The sequence below is a fragment of the Pasteurella testudinis DSM 23072 genome (assembly GCF_900176075.1).
In the GTDB taxonomy this organism is placed as follows: domain Bacteria; phylum Pseudomonadota; class Gammaproteobacteria; order Enterobacterales; family Pasteurellaceae; genus Chelonobacter; species Chelonobacter testudinis.
Genome location: NZ_FWWV01000068.1, coordinates 21,139 through 35,621, shown reverse-complemented (window position 1 = coordinate 35,621; position 14,483 = coordinate 21,139). Strand labels below are relative to the sequence as shown.

The window sequence follows — 14,483 nt, the reverse complement described above, 5'->3', positions numbered from 1 at the left end:
ATCTAAGCCGCCAAAACCGCAATTTTAACAATCACATCAACCGCACTTTGCATACTTTGCACGCTGGCTAATTCATATTTACTGTGAAAATTATAGCCGCCGGTGAAAATATTCGGACAAGCAATGCCCATGATCGCCAACTTTGCCCCGTCCGTGCCGCCGCGAATCGGTTTTTCCAACGGTGTGATACCGCAATCGCGCATGGCGTTCTTGGCTAATTCCAATGCTTGCGGAACCTTGCTGATCACCTCATACATATTTTTGTAATTATCCGTGATTTCGCAATGGAACCGTTGCTGTAATCCGTGTTTATCGGCAAATTCTTCCGCCCATTGGTGAAATTGCTGCTTGCGTATTTTAAAGCGTTGCGCATCAAATTCGCGGATCAAGTAGTGCATTCGTACCTGTTCGACATCGCCTTCGATTTTATCCAAATGGAAAAAACCTTCCCGTCCGGCTGTTTTTTCCGGCACCTCGTCTTTCGGCAAATATTGATGAAAATCACAAGCCAGCGCCAACGCATTGATCATTTTATCTTTGGCTTCTCCCGGGTGCGCGGAACGCCCTTGAATCAGAATTTGTACGCCGGCGGCATTAAAATTCTCAACCTGTAATTCGCCCAATTCGCCACCATCAATGGTGTAGGCCCAATCACAGGCAAAATCGGCAAACGGGAAAAAATCCATGCCCAAACCGATCTCCTCGTCAGGCGTGAATGCCAGCCGAATATTGGCGTGCGGCATTTTGCTGTCAATCAACTGCTCAAGTGCGGTCATAATCTCGGCAATACCGGCTTTATTATCGGCACCAAGCAAGGTGTTGCCGTCGGTCACAATCAGCGAATCACCGACCAGTTGCCGGAGAAAATGGTAATCGACCGGACTGATATAATCATCGCCCTTGCCTAAGGCAATATCACCGCCGCGATACTCTTGAATCAATTCGGCTTTGACGTTTTTACCGCTCATTTGCGGCGAAGTATCCAAATGCGCAATAAAACCGATCGTTTTTTTACTGCCGCAATTCGAGGGCAAAAGTGCGGTCACAATGCCGTAGCGGCTGAGTTTGATCTCGGCTAAACCCAGCTGTTCCAACTCTTCAACCAACTGCTCCGCCAAACGCAGCTGTCCGATTGAACTGGGCGATTTCTGCGCATCGGGTCTGGACTGGGTGTCAAACGCGATATAGCTAAAAAATCGGTTTAGCAATGTCTCCCGTTGCTGAAATGTCGTTGCCATATAGTTCTCCCTCCTGATATTTTATTGTTCGATTGTATTCGCCTTTGTCTATTCAGGTTATGATCGATAACAATTTTTTTTCACTTTCTGCGCGGAAAACAGAAATCTATGGCGTTATTACCCTTGCTTTATCAACGCTGGAGGTGAAACCGCACTTGGTCGATTTTACAACAAAGTGCGGTCGGCAGGCGGTTAACGGCTTGCAAACAAAAACAGCGTGGTTTTCTTATACGGCTCGCCGGCTTTGCTGATGCCGCCGTATTTGAACCATTCAGGGTGATTCGGGGTGTCGGGCAGGGCTTGGGTTTCGAGGGCAATGCCGGCGTGGTTGGCATAAACGCCGCAAGTGCGGTTTGGCGTGCCGGCAAGGAAGTTGCCGCTGTAAACCTGAATCGCCGGTTGATCGGTAAACACTTTCAGGCTGAGATCACCGTTGCCGGAGATCAGCTCCGCTTGCGCTTCAGCGCCGATCCCCTGACTGGCGAGCAAGAAAGCGTGATCGTAACCGGCGACGGTTTTTTGATCTTGGTCTTGCAAAAAATCCTGTGCGATCAGTTTGGTTTGGCGGAAATCAAAACCGCTGTTTTCAACTCTTTTTAACGGCGCATTCGGAATGCCTGCGTTATCGACCGGTAAATAATAATCCGCTTGGAGCTTTAAACGATGCTGCAAAATGCTTTGATCCGCACTTTCGCCGTCGAGATTGAAATAGGCATGGTTGGTCAGGTTTAACGGCGTGTCTTGATCGCTCAGCGCGCTGTATTCCACCAGCACCGCATTATCCGCACGCAGGCCAAACCGCACTTTGGCGTCCACATTGCCGGGAAACCCTTGATCGCCGTCAGCAGAAAACAGGCTGAACTGCACGCTGTCATGCTGTTGATCGGTTATCGTCCAGCGTTGCTGCGCAAAACCCGAGCTGCCGCCATGCAGCTGGTGTTTGCCCTGCTGATTGGCATCGAGCGAATAACGTTTGCCGTTTAGGATAAATTCGGCATTGGCAATGCGATTGGCAAAGCGTCCGACACTGGCGCCCAAATAAGCGCTTTGGGCAATGTGTTGCGCCACGCTTTCGCAGCCCAAAACCACTTCCCGCAGCTGCTGTTTGACCGGTATCCGACAAGAGAGCCAAGTGGCTCCCCAATCGCTGAGGCGGATTTTCATGCCGTTCGCATTGCTGATTTCAACCACTTGAAACGGCTTGCCGTCCGGCGCAACCTCTTCACGTTTAATGCTGATCATAGCACGCAAACTCCTTCCGAAGCATGACAGACATAAAACGTTTCTTTTAAGCCAGTACGTTTTTCATAATGATCGGCAATATTTTTGCGCACCGCTTCGATTTTCTCTTCCGGCGCCAACGCAACGATACAGCCGCCGAAACCGCCACCGGTCATGCGTGCGCCGCCACTGTCGCCGATCGCCTGCTGCGCCAGTTCCACCAAATAATCGATTTCCGGCACGGTGATTTCAAAATCGTCACGCATCGAATCATGGGATTGTCCCATTAATACGCCGACACGCTGCAAATCGCCGCTTTTCAGCGCTTCGACCGCATCAAGCACCCGTTGGTTTTCCGTAACGATGTGTTTCGCCCGTTTGGCGACAAGCGGATCAAGTGCGGTCAGCTCTGCCTGATGTTGCTCGAATTGCGCAATCGACACGTCACGCAGCGCTTTAACGCCGAAAAATTCGGCGGCTTGCTCGCACTGCTGTCGACGGCTGTTGTATTCTCCGGCAACCAAATCGTGTTTGACATGCGAGTTGACAATCATCACCGCCACGCCTTGCGGCACGGGCACGGCTTCGGTTTCCAAACTGCGGCAGTCGATTTTCAGCAGATGATCTTTTTGCCCCAATGCGGAAATCAATTGATCCATATTGCCGCATTGGCAGCCGACAAAACGGTTTTCGGCTTTTTGCCCAATTAAGGCGATTTCGACGTTGCTCAGCGCCAAGCCGCCCAACAGCTGACAGAATTTTCCGGTTGCCACTTCCAGCGCCGCAGAGGAACTCAAACCGGAAGAGAGCGGTACATTGCCGCTGATGGCCAGATCGGCACCGGTAGTGAATTCAGGGCATTTTTCTTGAATATATTTCACCACGCCGCGCACATAGCCGGTCCATTTATAGTCGCCGTCGGCATTAGCGTGCGCTTCAATCGGTCGGCTTAAATCGAATTCGTCCCATTGTTGCAAGTCGCTGGCGTAAACCCTGAAAATGCTGTCCGCCCTTTTGGCGCCGCTAATCGCCGTGCCGTAGTCAATTGCGCACGGCATGACAAAACCGTCGTTATAATCGGTATGTTCGCCGATAATATTGACCCGCCCGGGGGCGTACACCAATAACTGCGGCTCGTACTCAAATTGGTCGATAAACGCTTTTTGCGCTTGTTGTTGCGGTGGTAATAGCGAGTGTTGTAACGTCATGTTCGCAGTCTCCTTTTATTTTAATTTATAGTGAATATCGCTCAACTGTGCCAAGCGTGCGGCGGCTTGTTCGGCGGTTAAATCGCGCTGTGCTTCCGCCAGCATCTCATAGCCGACCATAAACTTGCGAATGGTGGCGGAACGCAACAGCGGCGGATAGAAAGCCGCGTGCAGCTGCCAGTGATCCAGATTGCGTCCGTCTTTAAAATACGGCGCATAGTGCCAGCCCATCGAATACGGGAACGAGCATTCGAACAGATTGTCGTAGCGGGTGGTCAGGCGTTTAATCGCCAATGCCAAGTCGTCGCGTTGCGCTTCGTTCAACTCGCTCATGCGTTTCACCGCCATTTTCGGCAGTAACAGGGTTTCAAACGGCCACGCCGCCCAATACGGCACGACTGCCAGCCAAAATTCGGTTTCCACCACCGTGCGGCTGCCGTCTTGCAATTCGGCGTTGACATAATCCAACAGTAAATTGCTGCCGTGCCGTTGGTAATAGTTCAGCAGATTGCTCTCTTTAGTGGCGATTTCATTCGGCAAAAAACTGTTTGCCCAAATTTGTCCGTGCGGGTGCGGCTGCGAACAGCCCATTGCCTCGCCTTTGTTTTCGAAAGCTTGCACCCAAAGATAATCTTTGCCCAACTCTTCCAGTTGTTGATTCCATGTATCCACCACCGCACGGATTTCGCTGACGTTCAGCTCCGGCAGGGTTTTGCTGTGATCCGGCGCAAAACAGATGACACGGCTCAAACCGCGCACGCCCATCACTTGAAACAGCGGATTCTCATTTGTCGGCGCATCGGGACTGTCCGGCATTAATGCGGCAAAATCATTGGCAAAGACGTAAGTGCCTTGATAATCGGGATTGACTTCGCCCGATATGCGCTTGTTGCCTGGACACAAGAAACAGTTTTCATCATAACTCGGCAATTGCTTGTCCGACGGTTTTTCGTTTTGTCCGCTCCAAGGGCGTTTGGCTCGGTGAGGAGAAACCAAAATCCATTCGTCTTTCAATGGGTTGTAACGTCTATGCGGGTGTTCCGTCGCGTCAAATTTTATCTCTGTCATCTTTATTTCACCTTATCATCAGTAGAAAACCACCATGTAATCGCTTACATTGTCTGGCGATAAATATAGCATAACCAGTGATACAAACCGTTAATCAGATCACAAAACCCCTAAATATTTGGCGGATTGTACTTGAAAATTTTTAAAATAGCGTATGATAGGAAACGTTTTCAATAAAAGTCGATGGGGGAAACAGTTTATGGTGACGATTCGTGATGTGGCAAAATGTGCTAATGTATCCGTGGCGACGGTATCGCGCGTCTTGAACGCGCACCCCTCGATTGCCGATAAAACCCGTGAAGCCGTGCTCAATGCGGTTCAGCAGTTAGGCTATTACCCGAACGCCAACGCCCAAGCCCTCGCCTCGCAAAACAACGATACGATTGGCGTGGTGGTCACTGATGTAACCGATTCGTTTTTTGCCATTCTGGTGAAATCCGTTGATCAGGTCGCTGCCCGACATAAACGTAATATTTTGATTGGCATCGGCTATCATGATCCGGAAAAGGAAAAACAAGCCATTGATTTATTGTTGAAAAAACGCTGTAACTCTTTAGTCGTCCATTCCAAGGCATTGAGTGACGAAGTGTTGCAAGAATACCTGACCCGCCATCCGGGCATGGTAATCATCAACCGCACGATTCCCGGTTTTGAGCAGCGTTGCATTGCGCTGGACAATGAAAAAGGAACCTATTTGGCGACAACCACGCTGATTCAACATGGCCATAACAATATCGGCTATATCGGTTCAAATCATCAGATTAATGATGAAACGGAACGCAAGTGTGGTTATTTAAAAGCGTTATCCGACAATCGGCTAACTATTTGTTACCACGCGATTGCCAATGCCTCGCCCGATTACCAAGGCGGCGAAGAGGCCATGATCAAGCTGCTCAGTTACAATTCCAATTTGACTGCGGTGGTTTGTTACAATGATTCCATGGCAGCCGGTGCATTATCGATCCTGAATGAAAACAATATTAAAGTGCCGCAGCAATTCTCGATTATCGGCTTTGACGATATGCCCATCGCCAGCTATTTGGTTCCCAAACTCACTACAATCCGTTATCCCATTGATCTAATGGCGAGTTATGCGGCAGAATTGGCTTTGAGTCTAGTCAACAAGGAAGTGGCGTCTCCGGAAAATATCACTTTTAATCCGACTTTGGTGAAGCGTTTCTCGGTAAAATCGATCTGATACGGATTAAAACTGTGATCTAAGCCTCATATTTTTTAATTTAATCATGTAATCGTTTTCATAATGTGAATAGGATCACATACTTTTTCGCTCTGCTTGCGTATCCTTGCTCCTGACGTTATCGCGCTTTGGCAGATAATATTCTACGTATCGGTTGCAGTTAACCCTGCCAATAATTTATTGGCTGCCCAATTGCCCGATGGCATTTATCTTTAATAGCAAAGATGGAGAACACCATGAAAAAAACCGTATTAACTTCAATTGCATTGGCTGTTGGATTCGGTATTGCCGCAACCTCTGCACAAGCAGCAAACCGTGTTGGTGTAACAATTTACAAATATGATGATAACTTTATGTCGCTCATGCGTCAGGAAATTGAAAAAGAAGCAAAAGCGCTGAAAGACATTGAGTTGCTGATGAACGACTCACAAAACGCCCAATCCATTCAAAACGATCAGGTGGACGTGTTAATTTCCAAAGGCGTAAAAGTGCTGGCAATCAATCTGGTTGACCCTGCCGCTGCGCCGACTATCATCAAAAAAGCCTCCGAATATGATATTCCGGTCGTGTTCTTCAATAAAGATCCGGGTCAGGCGGTGATCGACAGCTACGAAAAATCCTACTATGTCGGCACCGATCCGAAAGAATCCGGTGTGATTCAAGGGGAATTGATTTCCAAGCAATGGAAAGACAATGCGGCTTGGGATTTGAATAAAGACGGCAAAATCCAATATGTATTGCTGAAAGGCGAACCGGGACACCCTGATGCGGAAGCCCGTACCAAATATGTAATCGAAGAGATCAATAACCAAGGTATCGGCACTGAACAACTGTATGTCGACACCGGTATGTGGGACGCCGCAATGGCAAAAGATAAGAGCGATGCCTGGTTGTCCGGTCCGCAAGCCAACAATATCGAAATGATTATCTCCAACAATGACGGTATGGCGATGGGTGCGCTGGAAGCGGCGAAATCACACGGTAAAAACCTGCCGGTGTTCGGCGTAGATGCGCTGCCGGAAGTGTTGCAGTTGATCAAATCCGGTGCGATTGCCGGTACAGTATTGAATGACGGCGTCAACCAAGCGAAAGCGGTTATCCAATTATCCAATAATCTGGCTAACGGCAAAGCGGCGACCGAAGGAACCGATTTGAAACTGGAAAACCGCGTGGTGCGTATTCCTTACGTCGGTGTTGACAAAGATAACTTAGAAAACTTCTTAAAATAAAGACAATGTTGTAATCCGGGGAGAGTGTTTTCTCTCCCCATTGCCGCCTGAGGTTGGATATGAGTACAGAACAATCCGTACAAGCTGAACCAGTACAAACTGAAAGCAAAGTCCTGTTAGAGATGAAAGGGGTTAGCAAAACCTTTCCCGGCGTAAAAGCGCTCGACAATGCCAATTTGACTGTACGTTCGCATTCGGTTCATGCCCTGATGGGTGAAAACGGCGCCGGAAAATCGACATTATTAAAATGTCTTTTCGGGATCTACGCGAAAGATGAGGGCGAAATTCTTTTCCTCGGGAAACCGGTTAATTTTAAAACCTCAAAAGAAGCGCTGGAAAACGGAATTTCAATGGTGCACCAAGAGCTGAACTTGGTCAAACAAAGCAGTGTGATGGATAACCTGTGGTTAGGGCGTTATCCGCTCAAAGTTGGCTTAGTCGATCATGCAAAAATGTATAACGACACGCAAGCGATTTTTAAAGAATTAGATATCGATATCGATCCTAAAATGAAAGTGGGCAAACTCTCGGTTTCCCAAATGCAGATGATCGAAATCGCCAAAGCCTTTTCTTATAATGCCAAGATCGTAATTATGGACGAACCGACCTCTTCCCTTTCGGAAAAAGAGGTTAATCACCTGTTCTCAATTATCGAAAAATTAAAAAACAGAGGTTGCGGCATTATTTATATCTCGCACAAAATGGACGAGATTTTTAAGATTTGTGATGAAGTCACCGTGCTGCGTGACGGTAAATGGATCAATTCCATTCCGGTCAAGGGTGCGACAATGGACGGGATCGTGGCAATGATGGTCGGACGCGAACTGACCCAACGTTTCCCGCCGAAAAGCAATCAGTCGAAAGAGGTCATCCTGACGGTAGAAAACCTGACCGCACTTAACCAGCCTTCCATTAAAGATGTCAGTTTCGAGCTGCATAAAGGTGAAATTTTAGGTATCGCCGGCTTGGTCGGCGCAAGACGTACCGATATTGTGGAAACCATTTTCGGGATTCGGGAAAGAAAGAGCGGTGTGGTCAAGCTGCACGACAAAGTGATGCGCAACAAAACCGCACTTGAGGCGATCAACAACGGTTTTGCGCTGGTGACGGAAGAACGGCGCTCGACAGGGATCTATTCCAACTTAAGCATTGAATTCAATTCCTTGATTTCCAATATAAAATCTTATATGTCGAAATTCGGTTTGCTGAGCAATGCCAAAATGAAAAGCGATACCCAATGGGTGATTGATGCCATGAACGTGAAAACGCCGTCGCATAAAACCACCATCGGCTCGCTTTCCGGCGGTAATCAGCAAAAAGTGATTATCGGACGCTGGCTCTTGACCCAACCGGAAATCCTGATGTTGGACGAACCGACGCGCGGGATTGACGTTGGGGCGAAATATGAGATTTATCAATTGATTATGGAGCTTGCCAATAAAGACAAAGGCATTATCATCATCTCCTCCGAAATGCCGGAGCTGTTGGGCATCACCGACCGGATTATGGTAATGAGTAACGGCAAACTTGCCGGCACCGTCAACACCAAAGAGACATCGCAGCAAGAAATTTTACAGCTTGCCGCTAAATATTTGTAACCGCTTATAAAAAATAAAGAGAAGGGATAAAATCATGGCCGACTTAGGAAAAAACAAATCTCTTGATTTTCTCAAACAAAATGCAATCTACTTCGTACTGTTGATTTTGCTGGCTATTATCATCGCACAAGATGCTAGTTTTTTGAGTTTAATCAACTTCAGTAACATTCTGACCCAATCTTCGGTCAGGCTGATTATCGCGCTTGGGGTCGCCGGCTTGTTGGTGACGCAAGGAACCGACTTATCCGCCGGTCGTCAGGTCGGCTTGGCGGCGGTGGTTTCCGCCACCTTGCTGCAAGCGATGGATAACGTCAATCGGGTGTTCCCGAATTTGACCGAAATTCCGATTCCGGTGGTGATCTTGGTAGTCTGTGCGATTGGGGCGGTGATTGGTTTAATGAACGGTTTCATCATTGCGGTGCTGAATGTTACGCCGTTTATCGCCACCTTAGGCACGATGATCATTGTTTACGGTATCAACTCGTTGTACTACGATGCGGTCGGTTCTTCGCCAATCGCCGGTTTCAACCCGACATTCTCCGCCTTTGCGCAAGGGTATTTTAAATTCGGGCAGTTCAGGCTCTCCTACATCACGATATACGCCATTCTCGCCACGATTTTGGTTTGGGTGATGTGGAACAAAACCCGCTTCGGTAAAAACATCTTCGCCATCGGCGGCAACCCTGAAGCGGCACGGGTATCCGGTGTCAACGTAACCCGTAACTTAGTGGTTATCTACATGATCGCCGGTATGTTCTACGCTTTCGGCGGTATGTTGGAAGCCGGTCGGATCGGCAGCGCCACCAACAACCTCGGCTTTATGTACGAATTGGACGCCATCGCAGCCTGCGTGGTCGGCGGTGTCTCCTTCGCCGGCGGGGTCGGTACGGTTATCGGCGTGGTCACGGGGGTGTTAATCTTCACCGTCATCAACTACGGCTTGACCTACATCGGCGTCAACCCATACTGGCAATACATTATTAAAGGCAGCATCATTATCTTGGCAGTGGCAATCGACTCCTTGAAATATGCGAAGAAAAAATAAGTAAAACAGTAAAAATAAAAAGCACTGGCAAACTCACCGCACTTGGGCATCCTCTAACCAAGTGCGGTTTTTTCATTCTTTTACATCTACTTATCGCGAACAGCTATAAGTGCGTCCACAGAAATCATTTTGATTTGGAATCTAACAACCGTTATGAAGTCGCCAAATCATCAATGCGGATTTGAAGATTATTCCTTGAGTTAGATTAAACGGCACACTTGTCAGTAAACAACTCATCTTATTGTGCCAGCCGAAGCATGCGGATAATTATTCTTTCGGCAACGGCATATCTTTCGGATCAAAAGCCAAGACTTGGGTCAAAGATAGCGGACTAACCAATATTTTATCGATTCGTTTCTCATCCATATCAATAATTTCAAAGCGCCAGCCTTGCCAATCGACATAATCGCCGGTATTCGGTATCCGTCCCAACAGCAACATAATCATGCCGCTGAGGGTGTAATATAATCCTTTATCTTCTTCCGGCAATATTTTCAACGCCAAACGGTCTTTCATTTCCGGAATCGGGATCGTACCGTCTAAAAGCCATGAGCCGTCTTCACGCTGAATCGCCCAAGCGTCGGCTTCATTATTCGGGGTAAATTCGCCGGTCACTGCCTCTAGAATATCTTGCAGCGTAATAATGCCCTCCACTTCCCCGTATTCATCGATAACGAATGCCATCTGCATATTCTGTATTCTGAATTGCTCCAACAGTTCCATACCGGTCAAGGTTTCCGGCACATAAATACAAGCGGACAAATTAGCCGAATAATCAATTGGTTGCCCGTTGGCAATATAAATAAGCGCCTGCTTGGCGTGAATAACGCCTAAAATTTTATCCAAGCCGCCGTCGCAAACCGGAAAACGGGAATATTCCGAAGTAATTAAAAGTTGTAAATTATCTACCGCCGCGTTTTTAATATCAATAAACACCACTTCCGAGCGCGGAATAATTAATGAGCCTAATTTACGATCATCAAGCCGAAAAACATTGCGCACCATTTCATGTTGGTTTTGTTCGATAATACCGGCTTCCGATCCCTCCTCCAGCAGCGCGTGAATCTCTTCTTCGGTCACGCTGGACGGCTGAGTTTCCTTCACGCCGATTAATTTTAATAATGCGTGAGTCGAGAGCGACAACAACATAACAAAAGGTCGGGTTAAGGCAGCCAGTGTCTGCATCGGTTTCGCCACCAGACAAGCAATCGATTCGGGATTGATCTGTCCCAAGCGTTTCGGCACGAGCTCGCCGATAACAATCGAAAGATATGTAATCACAATCACGACAACGGCGGTCGCCGTGATATTGGCTGTTTTTAGCGCCAAACCGAAAGATTGCAGCCAAGCGGAGAGCGAACCGGCAAAGACGGCTTCGCCGACAATGCCGTTTAAAATCCCGATTGAGGTGATTCCGATTTGAATAGTAGAAAGAAAGCTTGTCGGATCTTCGCCCAATTTAAGTGCGGTCGAGGCGGCGTTATTGCCTTGTTCGGCAAGTTTGCTTAAACGTTTTTTGCGTGCGGTGACCAACGCAATTTCAGACATGGCAAAAATAGCATTTAATAAAATAAGTCCTAATAAAATCAAGACTTCCATGATTTCTCCCTTTGAAGTAAAAAATGCGGTAAATAAAAAATGAAATCGCTAGTGTCAAGCTAGGATTAAAAGAGTAATAAGGCGAGGGTGGTACGCTATCGGCATTCATATCAGGTTAATATGTTATCGTTATATCCTATTGATTGTTTTAAAAAATAATTGAATTATCGCGTAACTTAATATTCAATATCGTTTTTTCTGCGTTATTCATTTAACTGATTTTTCAATATAACCGTTTTTTCCTTTATGTCAATAAGCACCTATTTTATGACGGTACCATATCGGACAACGCAAAATTCAATAACGCAGAATTGGATAACACAAAAATTTATTTGCCGATACCGTATTGTTTTAATTTATTGGCAATAGTGGTGTGAGAGATGCCTAAACGATTAGCCAGCTTGCGTGTGCTGGGATATACGTTATAGAACTGTTTTAATACGCCGGCTTCAAATTCGTTGATAATTTGCTCAAGGCTCAACCCTTCATATTCGTTCAACGCCCATTCCGCCGTCTGTACCTTACCGCTGAAATCCGGCAGCGGCAACGTTTGTCCTTCCGACATCGAAATTACGCTACGATACAGCAAGTTGTGCAACTCGCGAATATTGCCCGGCCAATGATAGGCGCTCAGGCTGTCAAGATAGTGATTATCGTAGGTCGGCACGGCAATCGCCAGTTGCTCACTGATTTTTTGCAGGAAAAAATCCACCAAGTGCGGTATATCCTGCTTGTGTTGGCGTAGCGGCGGAATATTCAGGCTCAACACATTCAAGCGGTGATATAGATCTTCGCGCAATTCGCCTTTTTCAACGTAGTAAGCCAGCGGTTTTTGCGAAGTGCAGATCACGCGTACATCGGCGGAATGCTCTTGCTCTTCCCCGACACGGCGATAACTGCCGTCGTTTAAAAAACGCAACAGCTTGGCTTGCAGGCTTAACGAAAGCTCGTTAATCGAATCCAACAGCACCGTACCGTTGTCGGCATATTCGAAAAAACCGGTGCTGCTGTTGCCGTGCGTGCTGTCGCCGAACATCTCCTGTTCGGCGGCTTCCGGCGGCAAACCGGCGCAATTGACCGCTATAAATTTCTCATTTTGGCGTTTGCTCCACTGATGGCACAATTTGGCAAACAGATCTTTGCCAGAGCCGGTCTCCCCTTGAATCAGCAGCGGTGCGTCAGAACGGGCAAACTGCTTGAGTTGGCGCAGAAGCTGCTTCATCTCGCTACTTTCCGCCACAATTTCGGACGGTAGTTCGGATTGTGAAAATTCGGTTTTATTTTTATTATTCGACACCATAAACAGCCTCTTTAAAAGATTACGCCAGACGATTTAAAAAACGATAAAACAAACTTTGCGGATCGCCCGCCAGTTCACCATAATTCCCCTGCTCTTGCAACTCTCCACCGTCAATAACGCAAATGCGGTCAAATTTTTCCAGTGCGGTCAGGCGGTGCGTGACCATGATTAGGGTTTTGTTTTGGCAATGACGCAAAATCAGGTCTAAAATGCTGCGCTCGGTTTCGCGATCCAGCCCCTCCGTCGGTTCGTCCAACAACACGATCGGATTGTCGTTTAACAATATCCGTGCCAAGCCTAAACGGCGCTGTTCGCCGCCGGACAGCGGACGGCCGCCATCACCGAGCCATAAATCCAAACCTTCGTCCTGCGCAGTTAAATGCGCCAAACCGACTTGCTTTAACACCGCAGCCAGTCGTTGCTCGCTTGCCTGTTCGTTCGCCAACAGCAGATTATCACGCAACGTGGCGCTGAATACATAAACCCGTTGGCTTAGAAAACAGAATTGGCGGCGCAAAAAATCTTCCGCATAATCCGCCAACGGCAGCCCTGCCAAGCGCACTTCGCCCTGCTGCGGATCATAATTACGCAACAGCAGTTGTAGCAAACTGGATTTGCCGCTGCCGGTTTTGCCCAACAACGCCACTTTTTCGCCGGCAGCAATTTGCCAGCTAAATTGGCGCAAGACCGCACTTTCCTTCTTTTGGGCGGGGTTTTGTAGCGGATAAGAAAAACCGACACTTTCCAGCGATAACAACGGCACGGAATAATCCGCGTCACGCTCATTTTTTATACCGTTAAACACCACCAACGGCTGCTGCCCGATCACATCATTAACCCGTTCTGCCGCACTGATCACCTGCCCCAGACGCAAAAATGCCGCGCCCAACGGCATGAGAATTTCAAAAGACGCCAAGGCGGAAAAGGTAAACAAGGCAATATTCGCCAAACGCAGATAACTTTGATCGGCAAAGTTCGTTCCGCCAGCCAGCCATAACATCAGGATCAAAATCGTACCGTTACCGAGCAGCAATAACGCCGCCGCCAAACCGCTTAAATTGGCCTCTTTGGCTTGCAACTGCTGCCATTGTCGTTCGGTTTGCTGCAAGTTTTGCCGCTGTTGCGCTTCCACATTAAACAGCAATAATTCCGCCTGATTATGCAGCCAGTCGATAAAACGCACCCGATAGCCTGCCCGCTGCCGTATCAACTGTTCACCGAATTTTTTACCCAATTGATAGAAAACCACTGGAATCAATACCAACAAAGCGAATAGGGTTAACGCCAGATAGAGCGCTAAAGTGCGGTCAAGCAAGCTCAAGCCTAAAAACAGAAACAAAATTACCATCGCCGCACTGATAAACGGCGCAACCAAACGCAGATAAAGGCTGTCCAGCGTATCGACATCCGCTACCAGCCGATTAAGCAAATCGCTGTTGCGATAGCGTGCCAGCACCGCCGGCGAGAGCGGAATCAGTTTTTTAAACACCGCCATGCGCAAACGGGCAATCACCCTGAAGGTCGCATCATGGGTGACAACCCGCTCAAAATAGCGCAGCGCCGTACGCCCGATTGCCAAACCGCGCACGCCGGCGGACGGATAGAAAAAGTTAAACAGAATATTAGTCCCTGCCAACGCCGCCGCCGCCAAAAACCAACCGGACAAAGTGAGCAAACCGACGCTCGCCGCCAAGCCGCAGATCATCAGCACCACGCCGAACAACAAGCGGAAAGCCGAATATTTAAACATCGCTAAAAAAGGAAAAAGCGCACGCATTT

11 protein-coding genes are annotated in these 14,483 nt (G+C 47.9%); 4 read left to right on the top strand and 7 right to left on the bottom strand.

Going from position 1 to position 14,483, the window contains the following annotated elements; translation table 11 throughout:
- Positions 1 to 2: 2 nt before the first annotated feature.
- From pepT to B8880_RS13410, 4 genes are all read right to left on the bottom strand, one after another.
- On the bottom strand, positions 3 to 1,238 hold the full coding sequence (gene pepT / locus B8880_RS13425) for a peptidase T (RefSeq protein ID WP_084258083.1): 1,236 nt from the start codon (positions 1,236 to 1,238) through the stop codon (positions 3 to 5).
- 192 nt (positions 1,239 to 1,430) lie between these two features.
- Positions 1,431 to 2,480, bottom strand: a complete 1,050-nt coding sequence (galM, locus tag B8880_RS13420) for a galactose-1-epimerase (RefSeq protein WP_084258082.1) — start codon at positions 2,478 to 2,480, stop codon at positions 1,431 to 1,433.
- Positions 2,477 to 3,667 (bottom strand): galactokinase, encoded by a 1,191-nt coding sequence (gene galK, locus B8880_RS13415; protein WP_084258081.1) that lies wholly within the window; start codon positions 3,665 to 3,667, stop codon positions 2,477 to 2,479. The genes galM and galK overlap by 4 nt, the downstream gene beginning before the upstream one ends.
- A 15-nt stretch (positions 3,668 to 3,682) precedes the next feature.
- Entirely contained in the window at positions 3,683 to 4,735 is a 1,053-nt protein-coding gene (locus tag B8880_RS13410; RefSeq protein ID WP_084258080.1) for a UDP-glucose--hexose-1-phosphate uridylyltransferase, read from the bottom strand.
- 199 nt (positions 4,736 to 4,934) lie between these two features.
- Here B8880_RS13410 and B8880_RS13405 point away from each other — a divergent pair, with 199 nt between their 5' ends.
- From B8880_RS13405 to mglC, 4 genes are all read left to right on the top strand, one after another.
- Positions 4,935 to 5,933: a substrate-binding domain-containing protein gene (locus tag B8880_RS13405; RefSeq protein ID WP_084258079.1), complete on the top strand. Its 999-nt coding sequence runs from the start codon at positions 4,935 to 4,937 to the stop codon at positions 5,931 to 5,933.
- Between the two features lie 236 nt (positions 5,934 to 6,169).
- Positions 6,170 to 7,162, top strand: coding sequence for a galactose/glucose ABC transporter substrate-binding protein MglB (gene mglB / locus B8880_RS13400; protein WP_084258078.1), 993 nt, complete (start codon positions 6,170 to 6,172; stop codon positions 7,160 to 7,162).
- A 59-nt stretch (positions 7,163 to 7,221) separates the two neighbouring features.
- Positions 7,222 to 8,760 carry a galactose/methyl galactoside ABC transporter ATP-binding protein MglA gene (mglA, locus tag B8880_RS13395; RefSeq protein WP_084258077.1) on the top strand — a complete coding sequence of 513 codons (1,539 nt, stop codon included), beginning with the start codon at positions 7,222 to 7,224 and terminating at the stop codon, positions 8,758 to 8,760.
- A 34-nt stretch (positions 8,761 to 8,794) separates the two neighbouring features.
- On the top strand, positions 8,795 to 9,805 hold the full coding sequence (mglC, locus tag B8880_RS13390; RefSeq protein WP_084258076.1) for a galactose/methyl galactoside ABC transporter permease MglC: 1,011 nt from the start codon (positions 8,795 to 8,797) through the stop codon (positions 9,803 to 9,805).
- Between the two features lie 267 nt (positions 9,806 to 10,072).
- Here the strand turns inward: mglC and B8880_RS13385 are convergent, their stop codons facing one another.
- The 3 genes from B8880_RS13385 to cydC all read right to left on the bottom strand — a co-directional run bounded on the left by B8880_RS13385 (position 10,073) and on the right by cydC (position 14,481).
- Positions 10,073 to 11,404, bottom strand: coding sequence for a hemolysin family protein (locus tag B8880_RS13385; RefSeq protein WP_084258075.1), 1,332 nt, complete (start codon positions 11,402 to 11,404; stop codon positions 10,073 to 10,075).
- Between the two features lie 328 nt (positions 11,405 to 11,732).
- Positions 11,733 to 12,704, bottom strand: a complete 972-nt coding sequence (locus tag B8880_RS13380; protein WP_084258074.1) for a sigma 54-interacting transcriptional regulator — start codon at positions 12,702 to 12,704, stop codon at positions 11,733 to 11,735.
- 19 nt (positions 12,705 to 12,723) lie between these two features.
- Entirely contained in the window at positions 12,724 to 14,481 is a 1,758-nt protein-coding gene (gene cydC, locus B8880_RS13375; RefSeq protein ID WP_084258073.1) for a heme ABC transporter ATP-binding protein/permease CydC, read from the bottom strand.
- Between the last annotated feature and the right edge of the window lie 2 nt (positions 14,482 to 14,483).